The organism is Nitrincola sp. (assembly GCF_048264025.1).
Classification (GTDB): domain Bacteria; phylum Pseudomonadota; class Gammaproteobacteria; order Pseudomonadales; family Balneatricaceae; genus Nitrincola.
The window spans coordinates 1-21,334 of the sequence record NZ_JBLXDN010000039.1; the positions used below are offsets into that span (position 1 = coordinate 1).

General features: G+C 50.0%; 14 protein-coding genes and 1 CRISPR repeat array. Of the genes, 3 read left to right on the forward strand and 11 right to left on the reverse strand.

Annotation, left to right across the window (positions count from 1 at the left end; translation table 11 throughout):
* Nucleotides 1–185: 185 nt before the first annotated feature.
* Genes ACN0R1_RS18180 through ACN0R1_RS18195 form a run of 4 tightly spaced genes read right to left on the reverse strand, consistent with a single transcriptional unit; the run spans nucleotide 186 to nucleotide 3,813 of the window.
* Complete coding sequence (locus ACN0R1_RS18180; protein ID WP_417585430.1) at nucleotides 186–980, reverse strand: hypothetical protein; 795 nt, start codon at nucleotides 978–980, stop codon at nucleotides 186–188.
* A 27-nt stretch (nucleotides 981–1,007) separates the two neighbouring features.
* A complete protein-coding gene (locus tag ACN0R1_RS18185) occupies nucleotides 1,008–1,424 on the reverse strand; it encodes a YqaA family protein (RefSeq protein WP_417585431.1) in 417 nt (138 codons plus the stop codon).
* 15 nt (nucleotides 1,425–1,439) lie between these two features.
* A complete protein-coding gene (gene recQ, locus ACN0R1_RS18190) occupies nucleotides 1,440–3,320 on the reverse strand; it encodes a DNA helicase RecQ (RefSeq protein ID WP_417585433.1) in 1,881 nt (626 codons plus the stop codon).
* Between the two features lie 49 nt (nucleotides 3,321–3,369).
* Nucleotides 3,370–3,813 (reverse strand): hypothetical protein, encoded by a 444-nt coding sequence (locus ACN0R1_RS18195; protein WP_417585435.1) that lies wholly within the window; start codon nucleotides 3,811–3,813, stop codon nucleotides 3,370–3,372.
* 201 nt (nucleotides 3,814–4,014) lie between these two features.
* On the opposite strand from ACN0R1_RS18195, the gene ACN0R1_RS18200 reads away from it, so the two are divergent.
* Together ACN0R1_RS18200 and ACN0R1_RS18205 are read left to right on the forward strand one after the other, a co-directional pair.
* Nucleotides 4,015–4,515, forward strand: a complete 501-nt coding sequence (locus tag ACN0R1_RS18200) for a GNAT family N-acetyltransferase (protein WP_417585437.1) — start codon at nucleotides 4,015–4,017, stop codon at nucleotides 4,513–4,515.
* Nucleotides 4,516–4,591: 76 nt separating this feature from the next.
* Nucleotides 4,592–4,915 carry a putative quinol monooxygenase gene (locus tag ACN0R1_RS18205; protein WP_417585439.1) on the forward strand — a complete coding sequence of 108 codons (324 nt, stop codon included), beginning with the start codon at nucleotides 4,592–4,594 and terminating at the stop codon, nucleotides 4,913–4,915.
* 420 nt (nucleotides 4,916–5,335) lie between these two features.
* Nucleotides 5,336–10,702: direct repeats of the CRISPR family, unit length 28 nt; unit sequence TTTCTGAGCTGCCTATACGGCAGTGAAC.
* 127 nt (nucleotides 10,703–10,829) lie between these two features.
* Here the strand turns inward: ACN0R1_RS18205 and cas6f are convergent.
* From cas6f to ACN0R1_RS18240, 7 genes are all read right to left on the reverse strand, one after another.
* Nucleotides 10,830–11,393 carry a type I-F CRISPR-associated endoribonuclease Cas6/Csy4 gene (gene cas6f, locus ACN0R1_RS18210; RefSeq protein WP_417585441.1) on the reverse strand — a complete coding sequence of 188 codons (564 nt, stop codon included), beginning with the start codon at nucleotides 11,391–11,393 and terminating at the stop codon, nucleotides 10,830–10,832.
* 3 nt (nucleotides 11,394–11,396) lie between these two features.
* Complete coding sequence (gene csy3 / locus ACN0R1_RS18215; RefSeq protein WP_417585443.1) at nucleotides 11,397–12,422, reverse strand: type I-F CRISPR-associated protein Csy3; 1,026 nt, start codon at nucleotides 12,420–12,422, stop codon at nucleotides 11,397–11,399.
* Nucleotides 12,423–12,458: 36 nt separating this feature from the next.
* A complete protein-coding gene (gene csy2 / locus ACN0R1_RS18220; RefSeq protein ID WP_417585445.1) occupies nucleotides 12,459–13,448 on the reverse strand; it encodes a type I-F CRISPR-associated protein Csy2 in 990 nt (329 codons plus the stop codon).
* The gene (gene csy1, locus ACN0R1_RS18225) at nucleotides 13,445–14,797 is read right to left on the reverse strand and encodes a type I-F CRISPR-associated protein Csy1 (RefSeq protein ID WP_417585447.1); all 1,353 of its coding nucleotides are present in this window, start codon (nucleotides 14,795–14,797) and stop codon (nucleotides 13,445–13,447) included. Before csy1 ends, csy2 begins: the two co-directional genes overlap by 4 nt.
* 363 nt (nucleotides 14,798–15,160) lie before the next feature.
* Nucleotides 15,161–18,535, reverse strand: a complete 3,375-nt coding sequence (gene cas3f, locus ACN0R1_RS18230) for a type I-F CRISPR-associated helicase Cas3f (RefSeq protein WP_417585449.1) — start codon at nucleotides 18,533–18,535, stop codon at nucleotides 15,161–15,163.
* The gene (gene cas1f / locus ACN0R1_RS18235) at nucleotides 18,532–19,509 is read right to left on the reverse strand and encodes a type I-F CRISPR-associated endonuclease Cas1f (RefSeq protein ID WP_417585451.1); all 978 of its coding nucleotides are present in this window, start codon (nucleotides 19,507–19,509) and stop codon (nucleotides 18,532–18,534) included. Before cas1f ends, cas3f begins: the two co-directional genes overlap by 4 nt.
* A gap of 132 nt (nucleotides 19,510–19,641) precedes the next feature.
* Nucleotides 19,642–20,466, reverse strand: a complete 825-nt coding sequence (locus ACN0R1_RS18240) for a helix-turn-helix transcriptional regulator (protein ID WP_417585453.1) — start codon at nucleotides 20,464–20,466, stop codon at nucleotides 19,642–19,644.
* Nucleotides 20,467–20,612: 146 nt separating this feature from the next.
* On the opposite strand from ACN0R1_RS18240, the gene ACN0R1_RS18245 reads away from it, so the two are divergent.
* Entirely contained in the window at nucleotides 20,613–21,311 is a 699-nt protein-coding gene (locus tag ACN0R1_RS18245) for a class I SAM-dependent methyltransferase (RefSeq protein ID WP_417585455.1), read from the forward strand.
* Nucleotides 21,312–21,334: the final 23 nt, after the last annotated feature.

Below are 21,334 nucleotides of genomic sequence, written 5' to 3' on the forward strand. Positions count from 1 at the left end.
TCAGATGCCGGTTTGCTTTCTCTACAGATTAAGCATGGCACATTGTTAGGGGGGCGGGTCCATCTTATTTCCTACAGTGAATCCTTTTTACCTGTGCGAACCTCTTCGCCCGCGGAGCGGGCTCCTACGGGGGGGGTATCGTACACCTTTTGTGGGAGCCCGGTCCTCCGGGCGAAAGGGTTCAGCTAATCCTCGTGCACGGCGAGCCAATTGATTTCTATTGCTGTAGCCGGACCGATCACGGCGTGTTCCAGACTTGGCGGCAGCATCAGCCAGCCGGGAGAGACTTGCAGGCGACCACTCATGATTTCGGCACGGGTCTGGGGGTAGAGCGGATACTGAGTCGGATCGGCATAGCCATCAGGCCATAGCGGCTCCAGGGTATCCATATCATATTTGTCGGTGGCCCCCAGTGTATGCAGTAGCTCATGAGCGGCAACCAGGTTATTACGTCCGGCATGAGCTTCTCCGGCATAGCCATTAACCAGGCCAATCAGTCCCTTCTGCAAACCCAGCGAATGCTGCATAGGACCAGGATTATCCTGAGCATAAAAACGAATGAAGATTCGAATAGCATGAGGTTCTCGAACGGAGTCATCATAGCGCCACACCCAAAAGCGCATTTTCAGTGCCCAGATCACCGCATCAACAATACTGGGTTCGAGGGGAATATCTGGGGGCAAGGAATCCAATTGCGCCGCCAGACTCACGCGTATAGGCTGTTCCAGCCTAAGACGATAACGGCGTGCTTCACGATCAAAAAATGCCTCCATATCATCAAAGCTTGCATCAGACAGGGTGTCTATCCAATCCTGCGTGGCCGGTGCGGCATCGGCATTGATAGGATAGATCCACACAGTGGCGGGAGTTTGCCAGCTTTCCTGACGCGTTTGCGAGAACCATACATTCAGCAGCAACACTATCACCAGCAGTGTCAGCAGCAGTGTTCGTAAAAAACTGAAGAGCGCGCGCCGGGTCATGGGTAGATATCCACCTTGGCAAAAAACTCACATAAAAATGCCTGCAACAACAAGATAGCGCAACAACTTACCCAGTGCGATAGTCACTACACTTAAACTGAATCTAACGCCGAGCCAACCGGCGACAAAACATAACGGATCACCAATAATCGGCAGCCAGGCCATCAGCAAGGAAAAGGCACCATAACGTTCAATCCAGCGGCGCGCATGTTGATGTTGTGGTTTTTCCAGCGTTTTCAGTGGATAGCGAGTTCGCAGCAAGGCCCCCATGCCAAAAGTCACCAGGCTGCCCAACAGATTTCCGGCCGTTGCACTCAGAACCAGATGTGTTACAGGATACTCCCCTTGATGGACCATCCAGGCCAACAGTGCTTCAGAGCCGCCCGGTAGCAAGGTCGCAGAAATAAAGGCACTGGCAAACAGCGCCAGTAAGCTAACGTCCATCCACCACCAGCGGCATCATACTGGTCTGACCCAGGTACTTGGGGCCGCTTGATGCTCTTCAATCAACGACAGAAAAACCTCACCATACAAATCAAATTTACGCTCACCTATACCACTCAGGCTGCGCATCTGCTGCTCAGTCTGGGGGCGATAGACCACCATTTCCATGAGTGTTGCATCATGAAAAATAACATAGGGTGGGACATCCTGTTCCTGAGCCAAACGTTTTCTCAGCGCACGCAAATCTTCCCAGAGATTTTCTTCAGCGGGTTCCAGACGGCGCATGGCCGGATTCGCGCGATCACGCCGTGCCGCCGTACGGAAATCGGTCTTGCCTTTGCCGGAAGGAATACGAGGATCTTTACGCAGTTCAATGCTCTCTTCACCCCGCAGCAATCCGCGACAGCGATCATTCAGCAACAGCACGCCATGCCCTTCGGCATCCACATTCAGCAAGCCTCTTGCTACCAGTTGGCGAAACACAGAGCGCCACTGATTGCGATCCAGCTCTTTGCCTATGCCCCAGGTGCTTATGCGCTGATGCTGGTTCTGACGAATTTTATCCGTCTCCTGCCCCAGCAATATATCCACCACATGATTAACACCAAAACGCTGACCACTGCGATAAACTGCTGACAGCGCCTTGCGGGCGGCCTCGGTAGCATCCCAGACAGGCACAGGTTCAAGACAGGTATCACAGTTACCACACGGGTGATGATCCGGCTCACCAAAATAACCGAGCAGTACCTGACGGCGGCAAGTAGTGATCTCGCATAACCCCAACATCGCCTCCAGCTTCTGCCGCTCCACCTGTTTATAACGGTCTTCAGCCTGCGAGCTTTCCAGCATTTGCCGCAGAAACAGCACATCCTGCAGGCCATACACCATCCAGGCATCGGCTGGAAGTCCATCACGACCGGCACGCCCGGTTTCCTGATAATAAGCTTCAATCGAACGGGGCAGATCCAGATGCGCCACAAAGCGCACATTGGGTTTATCTATGCCCATGCCAAAGGCAATGGTCGCCACCATAATAATCGATTCTTCAGTCAAAAACCGGTGCTGATGATGCTGACGCAGATCCGCCGATAATCCAGCATGGTAAGGCAAGGCATTAAAGCCCTTGTCACACAAAAAAGCGGCCGTTTCTTCCACCCGTTTACGCGATAAGCAGTAAACGACACCCACATCCTGTTCATGCTCGGTGCGGATAAAACGCAGCAGTTGCTCGCGGGCTTTTTCCTTCTGACCAATACGATAGCGAATATTCGGTCGGTCAAAGCCTTGAACAAAAAGACGAGCATTGGTCAAAGCCAGACGTTTAACAATTTCATCTCGCGTACGGGCATCCGCAGTGGCGGTCAGCGCAACACGTGGCACACCAGGAAACAAATCCGCCAACTGACCCAACTGCATATATTCAGGACGAAAATCATGCCCCCACTGAGAAACGCAATGCGCCTCATCTATAGCGAACAGTGCAATTTCAGTACGTTGCAGTAACGATAAAGTGCGCGGCTGTAATAAGCGCTCCGGCGCCACATACAACAGATCCAACTGCCCGGTAAGCAACTGTTGCTCAGTCTGTTGCAATTGATCAAAAGCAATAGACGAGTTCAGACAACCCGCCCGAATACCCAACTGAGACAAGGCACTCACTTGATCCTGCATCAACGCGATCAAGGGTGAAATCACCACCCCGGTACCACTTCGAACCAGGGAAGGCAATTGATAACACAAGGACTTACCACCACCTGTCGGCATGACAACCAGTGCATCTTGTCCAGACAGCAAGGTGCCGACTACTTCTTCCTGAGGGGTGCGGAACTGGCTGAAGCCAAACACCTCAATCAGATTTTTTCGGGCAGATTCTAAAAGCGCGGAGTGATTTGTCATGGGCGGGTATTATCCGCGAACCCCCACAGCTTGTCATCCGTGAATCCGGTTAACCCTGCCAGTCGGTTCGACTCTCTTCTTCACTCTCTGCGACAGCACCCAACTTATTTTCTAACTCTTCCTTAATTTCTGCTTCAATTTTTTCACGCTCTTCCGGCGGTAAACTAGCCAACTGCTCCTCGGTTAAGCCTTTTGACTGCAGATAGGCAAAACGTATGCGCTCTGCCGGCGTCATATCCAGCAACGCCAGTAACTGATCACGAACGGCTTCACGCTGCTGCTCTGCGGTCAACTCTGTCGCTGATGAAGACCTCGACTCGGCCTCTTCTTTTGGCAAACTGACCGTCGGATGCGTATTAGATGATGATGGCTGGTGCAACATCTGCTCAAGCAGATCGCCAAAACCACCGGTTGGTGTTGTTTTACCCACCCGCGAACTCGTGTCCGGATGTACTACCCTGTAGGCTTTCGCCTGAGTCTGATCGATTTTCATCTTTCACCCTCCTCTTCAGACTTTCATGTCCTGTACAACAGGGTTAACAGCAAAACTCGGACCAATAAAAAACGCTTACACAAAAACAACTACTTGCCTTATGATAACCCGCATCAAGATGTCAGCAATTGCCCATTTTGACGGGGAGCGGCAGGTATTTGCCGCCCCATCTACCCACTAAGCAACCCGTGATCAACCACCATGCACTTAATCGACTGCGAGAACCAGCAACAGGGTGACGCCATTCTAACCATCTTCAACGATGCCATACTCCACACCACTGCCCTGTACGAATACCAACCCCGAGACCGACAAACCATCGATCGCTGGTTTGCCGATAAGCAACAACTCAACCTGCCAGTGATCGGTGCAGCAGATGAACACGGACAGCTAATGGGGTTTGCCAGCTATGGCCGCTTCCGCCCCTTCCCCGCCTTTAATACCACCGTAGAACACTCCATTTATTTGCACCCTGACTATCGTGGTCGGGGTATCGGCAAAGTACTGCTGCTCGCACTGATAGAACGCGCCCAGTCGCAGCAATACCACTGCATGATCGGTGCTATCGATGCCGACAATGCCGCCAGCATCGCATTACACCAGGCACTAGGATTCCAGGAAACCGGCAGATTGCCCCAGGTTGGCTACAAGTTTGATCGATGGTTAGATTTGGTGTTTTATCAGAAACTACTTAAGGCTTGAACATCCCAAGCCCTTGGAATAAAAACGGTTCAACGATAAGATCGACGCCTGTTTTTATTCGAGCTGAGGTCCACACATGTCATCCAAAGTCTACTGCACCGCTCAATTTCTGCCTAAGCCTGGAAAAGAAACCGAGCTTTTCCAGGTACTGCAATCCCTTGAACCCAACACCCTAAGGGAAGATGGCTGCATCCAATACATCGTCACACGCCAGATCCAAAGCGCATTTGCCGAAGGCACCAGCTTCCCCATCGTGTTTCATGAAATCTGGAAAGACATGCCAAGCTTCGAAACCCACTGCCAGCGCGATGAGATCAGCAACTTTTTCGAACGCTACTGCTTAGCAGATGATGGCCTGGCCGCTGATTGGAATGTGTGTGTTTATTCGGATGAGGGCTAAAATACAATACAGCAGTAGGAGCTCACTCCGTGAGCGAACCTTTCGCCTATCAAGGGGTTGAAGGGGTCGGTTGAAGGGGTCAGCCAACTTGATTTGGCCCGCCACCTCTTATCAAGGGGTCAGCCAACTTGATTTGGCCCGCCACCTCTCGATTTGTTGCTCAAGCTTAATACGCACATTACTACGAGAGATAGATAGCTGTTTGCTGATGGTCCGGACCGAAAGCCTCTGGCCGTTATCGTATAGTGCTTTGATTTTATGAATCATAACCCTCTCCTTCAAAACCCTTTCCCCTTTTGTTCATCATGATCAGGAGAAGGTACTGGTTTTGGTGGCCAAAGCCATCCTAGGGTGGGCCAAAATTAATGACCAGAGGTGGGTCAGTTTAGTTGGCCATTAACAGATTAGAAGATTCTACTTTATCTGAGCTGCCTATACGGCAGTTAACTAGAAGGTCGCATTGTTGTCACTAATATTCGTTTTCTGAGCTGCCTATACGGCAGTGAACACACAGTGCCCAGTCTTCTATGGCTCGTTCCATTTCTGAGCTGCCTATACGGCAGTGAACATGTAGTTAAGCACAGCCACAGCTATGACCTGTTTCTGAGCTGCCTATACGGCAGTGAACTTACCCGCTTAATGATTGCATTTTCTCCACCTTTTCTGAGCTGCCTATACGGCAGTGAACTTATAAAGGAGTCTAATGACCAATCGGCGTTATTTCTGAGCTGCCTATACGGCAGTGAACATATTTGCAGCACCCAAATCAACATTATTCAATTTCTGAGCTGCCTATACGGCAGTGAACGATGTACAATGCCAAAAGGATTATCGCTGCCATTTCTGAGCTGCCTATACGGCAGTGAACCTCCCTCACGGCTGCGGACAGTGATCACATAATTTCTGAGCTGCCTATACGGCAGTGAACACCGGTTGCAGTCCAGGATAAGCCCCTTTTATTTTCTGAGCTGCCTATACGGCAGTGAACGAAGTAAGCCACAAGCTAGGTCTCCAAAGTAATTTCTGAGCTGCCTATACGGCAGTGAACCGCCAAAGGGCATCGATCACACCACTGGCCAGTTTCTGAGCTGCCTATACGGCAGTGAACCCGTGCCTGCATCCTGGCCGTGCCTGCATCCTTTTCTGAGCTGCCTATACGGCAGTGAACATAGATTTGTACATGAACTCAAGTGCGTCGTCTTTCTGAGCTGCCTATACGGCAGTGAACGCCAGAATCATCACCACCCTGGTCTGAATCAATTTCTGAGCTGCCTATACGGCAGTGAACAAATCTTATCGACTGCAGCAGCGATGGCTGTTTTTCTGAGCTGCCTATACGGCAGTGAACAACCATAGCTGATGTTTGTGTTGCGGCGATAATTTCTGAGCTGCCTATACGGCAGTGAACGTGTTTCGGTGCGGTCGCCCTGTGTTGCAAAATTTCTGAGCTGCCTATACGGCAGTGAACACGGAAAGCATGGGAAATTGACCCAGCGTTAGTTTCTGAGCTGCCTATACGGCAGTGAACTTGCAATTGCGGCTGAACGTTTTTTATATCACTTTCTGAGCTGCCTATACGGCAGTGAACCACAGGTGCGTATCGCACTCAGCCGCGCAGAATTTCTGAGCTGCCTATACGGCAGTGAACGTCATGACGCTTGCGGGCAGGCTTTCCAGCATTTTCTGAGCTGCCTATACGGCAGTGAACTTTTTGTAGTCTTCGGGGTTTTGTTGCTCGATTTTCTGAGCTGCCTATACGGCAGTGAACCAGGATAAAGGGAAGTTCATATACCATTACTATTTCTGAGCTGCCTATACGGCAGTGAACTAATACTCAAGTGAAGGGTAGTGACTGGCCTGTTTCTGAGCTGCCTATACGGCAGTGAACGAGCAGACATCGATCCAGGACTTCATCCAGTTTTTCTGAGCTGCCTATACGGCAGTGAACTCTATGTGAGCCGTCATGACGTGTTCACGGAATTTCTGAGCTGCCTATACGGCAGTGAACTGGCGTCATATTTAAACGACAGGATCAGCCTTTTCTGAGCTGCCTATACGGCAGTGAACGTGCTCTGATGTCGTTCATTTTATCGCTGAGTTTTCTGAGCTGCCTATACGGCAGTGAACGATGATGTTATAGGTTACAGGCCAGTACCGATTTTCTGAGCTGCCTATACGGCAGTGAACGCAAGAATCGTAAAAGTAAAAGGTGATTCAATTTTCTGAGCTGCCTATACGGCAGTGAACCGGGGTATTGTTGATCAGGCTGAGCCGATTCATTTCTGAGCTGCCTATACGGCAGTGAACCCTGAATATCAGCTAAATTAACATCTTCAAATTTTCTGAGCTGCCTATACGGCAGTGAACTAATCGCAAGACTGTCATTAGCGCTCTATCCATTTCTGAGCTGCCTATACGGCAGTGAACGTACCCATTTCACCGCGGCGGTTGAAGTTTACTTTCTGAGCTGCCTATACGGCAGTGAACGCTGCGTTACCTGCTGCAATCGCTACTGAGTTTTTCTGAGCTGCCTATACGGCAGTGAACGCACTTGTACTGCCTTCGGTCTCTTTCGCTGATTTCTGAGCTGCCTATACGGCAGTGAACTAACAGGTGGAGTGTTTACCACCTACCGATCATTTCTGAGCTGCCTATACGGCAGTGAACGAGGTACAGGCTCAGAGCTTGTAGCGGGAGATTTTCTGAGCTGCCTATACGGCAGTGAACTCAATCGGTTTGGGAAATTCAGAATTCATTTATTTCTGAGCTGCCTATACGGCAGTGAACATGATCACATGCTCGTAGTTGAATGCAACGGATTTCTGAGCTGCCTATACGGCAGTGAACCTGAGCTCTGTGATTCTGACACGCCAGCGCCATTTCTGAGCTGCCTATACGGCAGTGAACAAACGTTTTCATTATTGTCATCAACTCCCGAAATTTCTGAGCTGCCTATACGGCAGTGAACTCTGAGTGGGGTGAGCTGACGGTGAGGACGGATTTCTGAGCTGCCTATACGGCAGTGAACCCGCCGATCCAGTTTGATAGCCGGATGGTTTTTTTCTGAGCTGCCTATACGGCAGTGAACAATCCGGCACTGAAATTTGTGGCTTTTAGGATTTTCTGAGCTGCCTATACGGCAGTGAACGTTTCATCCGTTTGACGCTGCTGCACCCCTGCTTTCTGAGCTGCCTATACGGCAGTGAACAAAACCAATAGCCGCTTGTGAAAGCCGCTGGATTTCTGAGCTGCCTATACGGCAGTGAACTGTCTGCGTAGCCCTAGGCGCTGATGCAGCATTTTCTGAGCTGCCTATACGGCAGTGAACGGCGGTGAAGAGCCTCTCCGGTAAAGACCAAATTTCTGAGCTGCCTATACGGCAGTGAACGTTTTAATGAGCTTTATTACTCACCTGGCCTTTTTCTGAGCTGCCTATACGGCAGTGAACCTTGGCAGTTCGACGCGGAGACGATCGATGAATTTCTGAGCTGCCTATACGGCAGTGAACAAGGTTTGAAGGATAGCGGCCTTATTTTTCCGTTTCTGAGCTGCCTATACGGCAGTGAACCCCATTGAGCGTGCGGGTGATATTGGTCGCCTTTTCTGAGCTGCCTATACGGCAGTGAACTTTCGGGAGCTGATGATAATGAGAACGTTCGCTTTCTGAGCTGCCTATACGGCAGTGAACTGATGATTGACGGGGAGATACCGGGTGATCAATTTCTGAGCTGCCTATACGGCAGTGAACCTATCCGCTGATAGAGCAGTATGCGCCGTACTTTTCTGAGCTGCCTATACGGCAGTGAACGGCTTAACCAAACGCGAATATTTTGCAGCAATTTTCTGAGCTGCCTATACGGCAGTGAACTCAGCGTTCTGTGTTTGTCCGTTAACTGTCACTTTCTGAGCTGCCTATACGGCAGTGAACAAAGCGATCTGCGGGCTGCATTGCCATAACTTTTTCTGAGCTGCCTATACGGCAGTGAACTTGCAAACATAGCGATGATGCTAGGCATTCGATTTCTGAGCTGCCTATACGGCAGTGAACATAGTGGAAGTGATTTTATATTTTTTGATTTTTTTCTGAGCTGCCTATACGGCAGTGAACAAATGAAACGAAGGATAGGGCCAAAATAGATATTTCTGAGCTGCCTATACGGCAGTGAACGCTTTATGGCGGGCATCCGTGGATATAGTGACTTTCTGAGCTGCCTATACGGCAGTGAACCAAAGTGCATCGAGTTCTTTCTGTATTTTTATTTTCTGAGCTGCCTATACGGCAGTGAACAAATCGACACGCACGGCGCGCTCATAAGGGCTTTTCTGAGCTGCCTATACGGCAGTGAACAGGTGATGGTGGGCTCTGTTGTGATTTCAGCATTTCTGAGCTGCCTATACGGCAGTGAACACCGCTATATCCATTTTGCGCGCATTTTTCAATTTCTGAGCTGCCTATACGGCAGTGAACGTAGGCTATGCGGCAACAGCTTCTCTGTTCGGTTTCTGAGCTGCCTATACGGCAGTGAACCAAAGTGCCTCGAGTTCTTTCTGTATTTTTGTTTTCTGAGCTGCCTATACGGCAGTGAACATGAAAGCGCCCACTCTGAAATTGTTCAGGGTTTTCTGAGCTGCCTATACGGCAGTGAACCAGTAGTTCAGAATCTTCATACCAGATTGGGTTTTCTGAGCTGCCTATACGGCAGTGAACCATATATGGGCGTAGGTTGAATCGTCCATTGTTTTCTGAGCTGCCTATACGGCAGTGAACCCTGGGCTCCAATGACGAGTCAGTCAGCGGCATTTCTGAGCTGCCTATACGGCAGTGAACTGATTGAGCGCCTCGAATACCTTTGTATTCAATTTCTGAGCTGCCTATACGGCAGTGAACAGTTCAGCGGGTTTTCGCACGGTCATTCTCCTTTTCTGAGCTGCCTATACGGCAGTGAACATCACCCGCTACAACCATTGGCGGTAACCAACTTTCTGAGCTGCCTATACGGCAGTGAACTATTATCCCACCGCCAATTAATACCTGACCCATTTCTGAGCTGCCTATACGGCAGTGAACGATCTGCTGGGGGAGGGTGAGATTGTCGGTCTTTTCTGAGCTGCCTATACGGCAGTGAACCCTTTGGGTGACAAGGTAATACTGAACGTACCTTTCTGAGCTGCCTATACGGCAGTGAACATAGATTGTGGCGCAGTAATTGTATAGTTAGTTTTCTGAGCTGCCTATACGGCAGTGAACGTTCAGAGACTGAAACCGTTAGCTATACGGCCTTTCTGAGCTGCCTATACGGCAGTGAACCGAACCAACCCCAAAAATTAATTTCCTTTCCATTTCTGAGCTGCCTATACGGCAGTGAACACTGCGCCACTCAGCCAGGTGCCAGTTAAAGCTTTCTGAGCTGCCTATACGGCAGTGAACACAACTGTCGGTACAAATGGGCGGTGATTCATTTTCTGAGCTGCCTATACGGCAGTGAACGTCTGATGCCATTTCCCCGGTGTCGGGGATATTTTCTGAGCTGCCTATACGGCAGTGAACGGAATGTGCATGAGTGGCCGCAATTGAATGACTTTCTGAGCTGCCTATACGGCAGTGAACAACTGAACACGTCTGCTGTCGTGCAAACGTTATTTCTGAGCTGCCTATACGGCAGTGAACCGATTTGATTGTTTTGAGTTCCAGTAGCGTTATTTCTGAGCTGCCTATACGGCAGTGAACACACATCAGTCCATTTTCCGTTGATACGCACTTTCTGAGCTGCCTATACGGCAGTGAACTAGAGATTATATTGCTAAATACTTTAATTTTTAAAGAGCTACGTCCATATACAGAAAACGACCCTTTTATAACGAGGCTAATATCTCCTTGTTTTTAAAGGGTCACTATCTGTATTAGAAAAAAGGGTCAGAACCAAGGAATACTTGCGTTTTGCCCTAATCCATAGCTATTGAAGGAGCCCTGCAAAGGTTCCATCAACACCTCACTCTGTGCGATAAACAAAGCAAAAGCTTGCCCAGTACTCTGACTACGCAGCATAACAAACGGTAAGTTCGGCTTACGTTCTATACTATGAGGTATAGCCTGAACAGCCTGTTCATAGCTTTCACCTTTACGCTGCATACGACGTCGTCGCAAACGATCTGCATTGGTTTTGAATTGCCTACGACTAACGACACAATGCTGCGCCACTTCAGGTATAGGCAGTATTCCAGAAATTTGCACATGATCTCGCATACCCTGCAACCAATTTTCCGCCATCAGTTCATGCATACGTTTTTCACTCGCATGCAACCGCATACGTTGCCCCAAAGTGCGTGGTTTCACCTGATACTGCGGAAAACTAATGCCAATATCCCGACTATCCAATACAACAAGTGCCTTATGCAGTTTGTTGTAAAGTGCTCCCATCAACATTGGCGCTGGAAATTCAGGATCGGGCAAGAGTTCAATATCAATATAGTAATCCATTGTTTACCCCTTATCAGAGTCACCGAACACACCACCACGGATTAGGGTAGCAATAACAAAATGTTGCTGCTCCAGATCCGGCACCTGATCTTTAAGCACCCAGGAATCCAAGAGTGAATAAAAATCCTGTTTTTGTTTGGGTTGACGATATGCTTTGCCTTGGGTGGTCACGGAGCCATAGGGTTCAACTGCGATAGGCCCAAGTTCATCGGCACCTTCATACCAGCTGTCAATGGTACGCAGGGCGTTACCAATTTTCTGGGAGTGAATGGCAGCAACTTTGTTCACGTGATACAGGGTTTTACTCTTGTCACCACGACCACGATCCAGAATCAATTCCTGTGAGGGGAATACTTCCTGCCCCTGACCCAGGCGAACAAACGCTGTGATCTGCAACAAGACGTGCTGCTGTGCTTTCAGGCCTGCTTCGATCAAATTAGCCAGTTGACTCAGCTCTGTAGATGTCGAGTTAAAATCACGTACCGACTGGTTCAACGCATCAAAACACCAATTGCTTGCAGCATGACCATCCACCAGATGAGCGACATTCACTTGCACAGTTTCTGCGCCAATGCGATTACGCCAGAGAAAGCGACCATTGGCGAGATTTCCTGCATAACGTTTTGCCAGTTCGGTAAAACCATTTTTTTCGACATAACCCTGCACTGTTTGCAGCAATTTGGTCTGATAGTCAGCATCATTACAAGCTGATGGGTGACCAGTGCCTGGCAGTACACGCAGTGTAAAGCTGACTTTCAGGGTATCCACATCCGCTGGCAAAGCAGCCACGTCAACCCGCTGCAGGTTGGGGTTTTCAATAGCGGCATCCAGCTTGGCTGGATCCTGATCCTTGGTTTTTAGACGGTTGGAAATGGTGCCCCTTACAGATTTCTCCAGAATAGAAACAGGTTGCCAATCAGCAGATTGCTCTCTCTGTCCCCATTGACCGGCATGAAAAAGAGCGTCAGAGGGATCCAGCTTACGTTCAAAAGCCAGCACAGAAGCAGTTTTCAAAGTATCTTTAGACATGATTAAAATCCTTCTATTCTTTTCAATGAAAAAACATCATTCAGGTTGATAGCTGTAGCCATTATGGGTTGCCTGCTGGTAGTCGTTGCAGCAGCGATACAACCCTTGATCCGGCTGATGATCGGCATACCAGAGCAACTGCTCTGCTGCTTTCAGACGGTGTGGACTGACCCACTGCCCAATGCTGAAAAGGCTTTCCACAAAGCGAAAATCGGTCGACTGATCGCGTGCATTTCTGACACTACCTGCTGGTTGCAGCTCTGAAAGGGCACCATAACCAACAGGAATGGGCACAATCCACCCCAAGCCCTGGCGATCGTGTTGCCATGCTCCTGAACCCTTCTCGTCCGGCTGCCAGTGCCAATTGATACGTGACAAAGACAACCAGGCATCCAATCGGGAAGACGTTGGATCAACAGCCTGCATAGCCTGATAACGCTGACTCAGCAAATCATCACGTGCCACCAGTGCAAACCCCGGTAACAACCGCATGCGGGAACGTGCAAACTCATTAAGCATGTCTGCTTCCGATCCGGTCTGATTAACAACCCAAGGCTGATAACGGCGCAACCAGGGTTGCGGTGGTGGAACCACCACACCACCGGCGATCCGCATCTGATTCAGTAAACCAATCAGTTGCGCCACATCCTGCTGTTGTTGCGCCTTATCACCCCAGCTCTCAGACTGAACAGCCAGCACCAGACTCAACTCAAGATGAATACATCCCTCCTCCACGATTGCAGCCGTGCTGCCTGTTTTATCAATCGGGTTACGAGTCAGACGAAAGCTTTTGATAAAACCTTCCTCTGTCACCAACTCCTGATGACTATGACAAATGACACCAACGGAATTCAGCTCCAGATCCAGTCCGGCCTGACGTGCTTTGCGCTCCAGTGCCCAGATCAACCCCAGAAATGCCGTCATGGACGGAAAGCCATGCGTCAAGGGACTGGAAATAGCATTGGCGTTTTGCACTTGTAGACGTGGCAAGACGAGCAGATGGTTAAAACGTGGACAGGCTGTCATACGTGACCTCCTGTAGCATAACGCTGCATTGTCACCGGCCAGGCCGCATCAATGATTGCCTGCTTTGCCCAGTGCCGATTTTCGGCATCACCCACGCTAATCAGGCCTGCTTCATGAAAATGACTGTTCAGCCAACTGGCAAAACGTCCGGCAACTTCATCCGGCCAGTCTCCCCAGATAAAAGCGGAATTAAAGGCTCGATCTTCATCTTCATGATCCTTGCGCAAGGGCAGTTCGGTTCGCTCAGGATCCAGCCAGAGCTGCTCACATAATGGCAGACGGCAAGCTGAATCCCGAGTCCATCCCGGCTCATTGGCATCTGCAACATAAGCTGCAAAAATTGCCAACTGTAGTCCTAACCCTTGTTCCAGCAGCATCCGCTGATCATTGATTGACTTGTTTCGTTGTTGATCCACTACGGACAGCAGGAAATCAGCCAGACTCCTGACCTGTTGACGAACCTCATCAAACCAGAGAAACGCCGTCCATACAGAATCTACGTTCAGTAATTTGACGGGTTTGGCTTTATTCCAAACAGGCGGGAGTGAAGGTAGCAAATAGTTCACCCCACCCCGTTCACTGTTCAACTGGGAAATGTTCTGCGGTTTTGTTCCACCCAGCTTGCGGACTGCCAGATTTTTATAGTCTCGATAACACCCCTCATGTGCCTCTTTGGCTCGATAAGCCTGGCGTGCCAGTTTATTGGTTTCACCAAAACGCACATCCTGAATATCAGCATGAACCTTGTGAGCCAGTGAACTGGAAAACAACGGTTGTAGGAGATGGTACTGATTATTATCTGAAGGCTCGTCACCGACCAGCCAGTAGATCTGCTTGGCCATAGGGTGTGAAACCGGTTCCTGTTCAGTTCGCACTAGACAAGCGAAGGCCTGCATCCATTCCTTTGCCAACTCGGGCTCACTGGACAAGGCTGCCTGAAGGTCGGCATCCTCTTTTTGCATCCAGTCCAGCAGTCGCAACCCTTCCACTTCCAGCTTAAGGAACTTGAATACGTCCAGTGCCGCTGCATTACCAACCACATCTTCAGCAAAATCAGCACCCAAAAGATGGCTACCAATTTCTTCATGCTGTGGCAGTTGATCCGGAATCAGATGCAGACTACTGCCCCTGGCATCCGGGTGGGTGGCCTTGAGTATGTGAGTTACTGCCTGTATCTGACTCACTCGACGCGCTGCATCGGCCAGCCAGGTGGCATAATCATATTTTGCTGCCGTGGCAGCATCCTCTTCCTTGCCTTTCAGCTTGGCATCACGACGTTCGTTGATGAACGCAACGATGACAGCATGAAAGCACTTGGAACGAGTAGAAGATAAATCTTCTTCATTCATAGGGATATCACTCCATTCGACTTTGAAACCATGTCCATGTAGAATCCCGCACAGTAACTTGCCATGCGGGAGCCTACTCTTTAGTGTCCAGGGAGCATCAGCTCCTTAAAACTCTTCTGAGCAGATGAGAACCACTCATCACAAACCTCCTAATAGCATTTAGCCGAGACCAAGCGGCAGGTTGCGTAAGCCTGGCTTCTGTGCAACCAGAGCCAGGCACTTTAATAGAGCATACTACTCTAACAACACTTAAACAACCACAGTATAATCTTGTTTTATGCTGAATAAGCAGCTCAGAAAACAGTATAATCTCGTTTTATGCTATTGTCATCTGCCGAACAGGCAGTTTTCAGGCATGGATGCCTAATTGTTTCGCCCCACTCCCAACCAGGGATGCCAGCGCCAGCCCTGCTCACTGGCAGGCACCTCAACACTAGCCATCTTTCTAGCGCACTCATCCAGCGTTAACCCCAGAGCATCAGCCTGCTCTGATACCAGCGCCAGCAGGTCATTATTACCCCAGAGTTTGATTCCACTTCCCTGCGCCAGATCAACCTGATGCACTTGGGTGGATGCAGACACATATAGATTCTCTCTACCCCGACCCACAGCACCTTCAAGCCGGTAAGGCAATAAGTTGTCTTCATCTTCATCCGGCAAAAAAACCAGGGTTGTCTTGCGCTCAATTTCCTGACGAAAGGGTTGCTGTTGTGGCAGCACACCAACCAAGGCTGCCAACGGGTATTGCCAAGCGGGTGCTGCCTCATCAGGCTCCAGTCCTCTGCGACGCCCTGCACGTCGAGAAGTACTGACAACTTGTTGTACAGGCAACATAGTGGCCAACATGCGTGCTTGCTCAAGATCAACCAGCCTCTGCTGTGGTTTCCATTCATTCTTAGGGCACGGCTGGATACGAGGAATCGCATCCAGTGCTTGGTACTCCGTATCCATCAAAAGATCATGCAGCCAGGGCGATGCAAGCCTGAAAGCTGGCGTATTTTTTTCAAAACCAGGACGCGTGAACACCAACCGATCACTACTGCGCTGCTCCAGGTATTTAAGGTTGGCATCACAAATCAAAATATTTGGCGTATCACAGACCTTACGACGATGACGTTGCACACGCCCAGCAAGCTGAATCAATGACCGCATGGAGGAAGGCTCAGCAATAGCCCAGTCAGCATCCCAGTCACGACCGACTTCACAGACCGGAGAAGCCAGCACTACAAACAAGTGGTTTTTTTCTGGAGACACATCCAGGCGGGTACGAATGTCGGGAAGCTGGTAAACCGCCTGACCCTTTTCTGAGCGGCGATTGAATGCAGCATCCAGCATATTTTCGATAGCAGAACGCTGCACCAACGGAAATCGGGCATGGTAAACACATAGATGAATACAGGTGTCATCTGGTGCACCCAGTATGTTCAGTGTTTTCGCCACATCCATCAGTGGATCGATATTAGCCATACGAATGAGGCCAAAACTGACACGCTTACCACTGGCAGGATCCGTTTCTGCATGCTGCTGATGCAGGCTTAAACAGGCATATCTGAGCTGACTGGCAAACTCAGCACGCACCCGTTCCGGTCGCTGCTCGATAATCTTCAGTGGCAACAAGGCTCCACGACGTAGAGGTGGAACTGTTTTAAGCTTTTCCACACGGTGAGCTACAAATTGCTGATGATTCTGTGCAAAGACCTGACGTTCACCGCAGGATTGATACTGAATACCAAACTCATCAACCCACAGGCAAGGAAACGTTGCTGCAGCATCTGATGCAAGCGAGTGATCACCCCTGTTACGCTGATAATGACCCCGCCCAGCCTGGTATGACAGGAACATGCCCTCCACCAGTGCAGGAGGCAGAGTTGCTGATGACAGAATCACCCGACTACCCAGCAATCCTGCCCAGTACACCAAACGAGTCAGAGCTGGCAAATCATTCAGATCGTAATCATCGAGTTCATCAAGAATCAGATCACTACTCATCAAGCGCAGCATAGGAGCAATCTGCCGCCCAGCTCTCAGGGACTCTGTTGCCGGAACCAGATGATCCACCGTACAAACCAGAAGTGGAGCAGATATCAGCTTCCGGATGTCTGGATTAGCCAGTGCACGTGACAACAATGGATGATCAGTTGTATTACCTTCATAAAGCACATGACTATCCTCATCCATCAGTGATTGAATGGATGCAGAACCTCGTTCATCGGCTTTGGCCTGATAAAACTCGAATAAGGCACGGCTGGCAGAACCACCCACCAGTACAGCCAGCTCATCATCATCCAAGTGTAAATCCTGCCGATAACTGCGACCTGTCTGTAATGTCAAAGTGCGCAACCCCAATGCATAGGTTGCACGCATACCTTGCTCCGGACTGGACAAGGCATAAAGGATGCGAGCATTGGCCAGGGTTTTACCACAACCGGTCGACGCCATATTGACAATAAAAGCTCCCTGACGAGAAGCCTCTTCACGCATGGATACCGCTGCATCAAACGCTTTGTTCTGCCAAGAAAAGCGTTGATCCGTGGTGCGTTTTCGTAAAGCACGATGACGGGCCAGTCGTGGCAGGTGTCTTTCAAAACCCGGCAAGGCATGTGCAATACTGCCTGCCGTTCGAGCCACACCTAACAGATGTTCATCCAGTGGCTGTTTCAGCCTGCCGTCTGTGGAGGTGTTGGCATACAAACCCGTCCGCCCATCTCCGGCAATTCGCTCTGGAGATGTAGCCGAAAGACTGGAATAGTGATGATCTGCCAGCATCAGACTTAACCGTGCCAGATGCATGACGTAAGGGTTATTTAACCATCCACTGCCTGATTGCGCTTGCAACTCATGCAAACGCCGAGCAAATCGTGATGCTTGCGCACGCCACTTGGATTCAAGTACCGGTAAAGCACCGGCCATTTGCCAGTAAGGCTTTATCTGTTCTACAGAGGCAGGCTGATATATTTCATTCCAGTTATGGGCAACTTGGCTCAGTGGCTTTTCCAGCCAAGTCCATTCAAATTCTTTCGACCGTTTGCCAAGCCTTTGCTGCTGTTCATTCTCGATCACCGGAATAACAGGCAAGCGGTGGTGAGTTAAAACCAGCCAGCCCAGAGCCGCTGCAAGCGGTGGTAAAGAATGAAAAGGAAATAGGTCATCTGCATCCAGTCCGTCACGCTGATAGCGTGACAAAGCAAGCCATTGCTGTTCATCCATCTGCTCAGAATCAGCCAGCCGACTCAACCAGCCTTCATCATCATCGTTTCCCACAAATGCCTGAAACAATCGCAGCGATACCCACTCATGGCGATATAGATTCTTTTCCATCCGCTTGCCCTGCAACCGCTCCTGAAAAGCCACACTGGCTTTCCCCAGATCGTGCAGTAGACCAGCCAGCTGAGCCAACAGCTTAATGATTTCAAGCCTATGCCAGTCATTTTCATCTTCATTACGCAGTACATTCCGCTTGGTCGTGTTGGTCGGCACCGCACCTTCGGCATTAAACTGACTGGCGTTGCCGACAATCCACATGAGCTCACTGTGATCCTTGCCCCGTATCCAGTGGCAGGCAACAGCAGTATTTTTGCGCGCTGTTTTTTTCAGTAGCTTTCTCAGGGTCGTTAACCCATCCCAGGTGATTGGCGTTTGCCAGGTACGATCCCCGCGCCGTTCGGCAAACTGATCCAAAATACGGCGTGTTTCTGTCAGCGCACGTTTGTTGCACTGGGAAATCAGCAACACATTCATGCCTTGGCACTCCCCAGCTGCAGGGCAATGTCCTTCAGGGTATCAATCATGAAATCCAGTGCCTCAGCACGAGTCAGAGCCTCAATGCAGTTACGCCGAAACTCTTGTTCTTCGTCTCCTCGACTAGCTGACAGGAAAGCTTGGGGCAATATCAAGGCATCCTTCACCAGATCCGCCACATCAAAGACCAGACCACCTCGTCTGGTTTTACCGTGCAGTACTGCCAACCCATGCGGGAGGCCAAGAACCCAGGTTGCTGTTGCACCGAGCCCATAAGCCAGGTAGTTGCCATGATCCAGAAAACGGTTGGCGGGATCAGCGCCGGTGCCTCGCTTGGCACGGGTAAAATCACCATAGCTGAGTTGGTTGACGGCCAGTTTGTAGAGGTGTTTGGTTAAGCGGGCTTCTTCTGTCAGCAACTGGTTGACGTTTTCTGCAGCCAACACCTTGTTATAATGCTGCTCAAGCAAGGGTTGCAAAGTAGCTGCCTCGATGGCAAAACCCTGCTCTTTTAACTGACGATTGTTGATCCAGTGTTTTTGCAGTTGGCCAATTCGGGCTAATTGAATCTGTCGTGCAGCCTCAAGGCGCTTATCATCATCAAACCAGAAACTGACCCAGGCTTGCAGGTATTCGGTGGGGCGATATTCACTTTGAGGTGCAAACCAGGCCACCTCAACATCTATTTCATTTGCGGAAAACAGTGGTGTACCACCGCCTCCACAAAAACCAACCAGTACACCGGCTTTTGCCAGTTCCCGCATGGCGGCCTGAGTGATGGATGTTCCAGTACCCAGCAGAATGCAGGTGGTATTGGCAATCGGGATATTCCAGTAAAGAGACTGCTTGCCCTGGTCGGTCACATATTCCACCCGACCACCGTTTACCAACACCCGACAATGCTCCAGATAATAGAGATTCGCACGCTTTGAGTGCAGAATAGTTTTTAAATCTGTTGGTGAAAAATCATCCATAACCGCCCCAATTTTTTTGTTAGCTAAGCTCAGATTAACGATTGATGTTTAGTGCGCAACCCCTGTCCAAATAACCAGTTAACTCCCTTTACACATCCACAGCCAAAACACCCTGCAACAGCAACACAACCGCTAAAAAAGCCACTCAGATATGTCATCTTTGTTGACCAGTACCAACTGCTGCGCTTTGGGGTCCGGGTCCAGCATTTTGGTATTCACTTGCATTTCCTGGATCAGATACTGAATCAGGCAGGCTCGGGTGGTGATGCGCAGTTCGCCGTTTTGCATCTGGTAATCGGTTTCAATGACCTCTTTCTGGGCGGGTGTCAGGCGTTGATCGGGAGCAAAGATCACCTCTGCCAGAGTATGCCAGGCGTGGTCATCTTCGCCGGTTTTATCCGATACTTGCTCCAGATCGGGTATACCTCGGAAGCGGCTGAGTACAAAATCACGGTATTCCTGGCTTTTTTCACACCAGGCCCTCAGGTGCCAGCGCAGGCCGGTTTTGACAAAGCTGTGGGGGACAAGGATGCGACCTTCCCGGTCGGGATGGGTGAGGGAGACATAATCGACTTCCAGGGCTCGATGTTCGCGGATCGCCTGAACCAGTTGGCGCATCATTTCAGGCTGTATATGTCTTGGAGGTAGCGGGACGGCATCGTAAGAGAGGTGAACATTCAGGCCCAGGGGGCTGGTGTGGCGAGTGGCCCATTCGAGGTATTCCGCCACATCATTTTTCAGGTAGTGGGGTTGGAAGGTATTGCTTGGTTGATAAGCTTTCAGATGGGTGTTGTAGATAAGACTGTCGGGGTTCAGGGCCAGATAGTGGTTAATACTTTTGCTGGCTGACTGACGAGAGATGTGGAATTCACGCACTAGATCGGAGGTATTCACCCGCCCCTCCCACCAGGCCAGTAGTTCAATTAACCAGTATCGCTGTTGCTCCGAAGTATTCACACTGACTTCCTTATATCCATGTGCTTTAACTTGAGTCTAATGTAACTTTATCATAATAGCGACTGTGGCTTTTGGCTGACAAACCCTACCTCCAAGCGTTAAGCTTGACACTTACATTAGATACAACGAATACAGGATCACGACGCATGTCCACTCTGGAAAACACTCAGGCTTATCTGCAACGTCATCATGGTGGTGACGGTGCACTGGCAGCCAAACGCACCCTGGAAAGCCATCAGCGTAATCATGATGCGCATTTTCAGGCTTTCTGGAATCAGCATGTCTATCTGAGTTCAGAGGCCGCGTGTCATCTGGCGGATCTGGGTTGTGGACCGGGGCTGTTTTTGAAGGATCTACACCAGCGTTATCCGAAGGCTAATCTGACCGGCATCGAGTGTGCGCCTTATATGCTCAATCAGATGGATGAGTTGCCTGATGCTATTCAGATTCAGGTGGCTGACCTGAATCTGGATCTGCCTGAACTGTTTGCGGCTAACAGTCTGGATGTGGCACTTGCCAATCGGTTGATTCATGAACTGCATCAGCCTGTCAGCCTGTTTCGCAATCTGTTTCGTTGGTTGAAACCTGGTGGGGTGTTTATTCTGGTGGATATGGTGCGCCAGCCGCTGAAAAGCTATCTGACCCATGAGCTCAAGGGTGCTTTAGTGACTGACCCGGCCCTGTCAGATGCATGGTTGCACGATACGTTTCAGCATTATCTGGAGCACAACCGCTACCATAGTCAGGACCTGTGTGATCTGTTGATGATGTGTGGCTTTGAGTTGCTGGCATCGGAACCTATCCGCCATGGTCGTGCGGTCCAGATTGCCGTGCGTAAACCCTGATTGGCGAGATGAAAGCATATCAA

Excerpts from the sequence above, each read along its gene's own strand:
- ACN0R1_RS18185 (WP_417585431.1), bottom strand. The coding sequence starts at position 1,424 with ATGGACGTTAGCTTACTGGCGCTGTTTGCCAGTGCCTTTATTTCTGCG.
- csy1 (WP_417585447.1), bottom strand. The coding sequence starts at position 14,797 with ATGAATGAAGAAGATTTATCTTCTACTCGTTCCAAGTGCTTTCATGCT.
- recQ (WP_417585433.1), bottom strand. The coding sequence starts at position 3,320 with ATGACAAATCACTCCGCGCTTTTAGAATCTGCCCGAAAAAATCTGATT.
- ACN0R1_RS18195 (WP_417585435.1), bottom strand. The coding sequence starts at position 3,813 with ATGAAAATCGATCAGACTCAGGCGAAAGCCTACAGGGTAGTACATCCG.
- ACN0R1_RS18245 (WP_417585455.1), top strand. The coding sequence starts at position 20,613 with ATGTCCACTCTGGAAAACACTCAGGCTTATCTGCAACGTCATCATGGT.
- ACN0R1_RS18180 (WP_417585430.1), bottom strand. The coding sequence starts at position 980 with ATGACCCGGCGCGCGCTCTTCAGTTTTTTACGAACACTGCTGCTGACA.
- cas6f (WP_417585441.1), bottom strand. The coding sequence starts at position 11,393 with ATGGATTACTATATTGATATTGAACTCTTGCCCGATCCTGAATTTCCA.
- cas1f (WP_417585451.1), bottom strand. The coding sequence starts at position 19,509 with ATGGATGATTTTTCACCAACAGATTTAAAAACTATTCTGCACTCAAAG.
- csy3 (WP_417585443.1), bottom strand. The coding sequence starts at position 12,422 with ATGTCTAAAGATACTTTGAAAACTGCTTCTGTGCTGGCTTTTGAACGT.
- ACN0R1_RS18200 (WP_417585437.1), top strand. The coding sequence starts at position 4,015 with ATGCACTTAATCGACTGCGAGAACCAGCAACAGGGTGACGCCATTCTA.
- cas3f (WP_417585449.1), bottom strand. The coding sequence starts at position 18,535 with ATGAATGTGTTGCTGATTTCCCAGTGCAACAAACGTGCGCTGACAGAA.
- ACN0R1_RS18205 (WP_417585439.1), top strand. The coding sequence starts at position 4,592 with ATGTCATCCAAAGTCTACTGCACCGCTCAATTTCTGCCTAAGCCTGGA.
- csy2 (WP_417585445.1), bottom strand. The coding sequence starts at position 13,448 with ATGACAGCCTGTCCACGTTTTAACCATCTGCTCGTCTTGCCACGTCTA.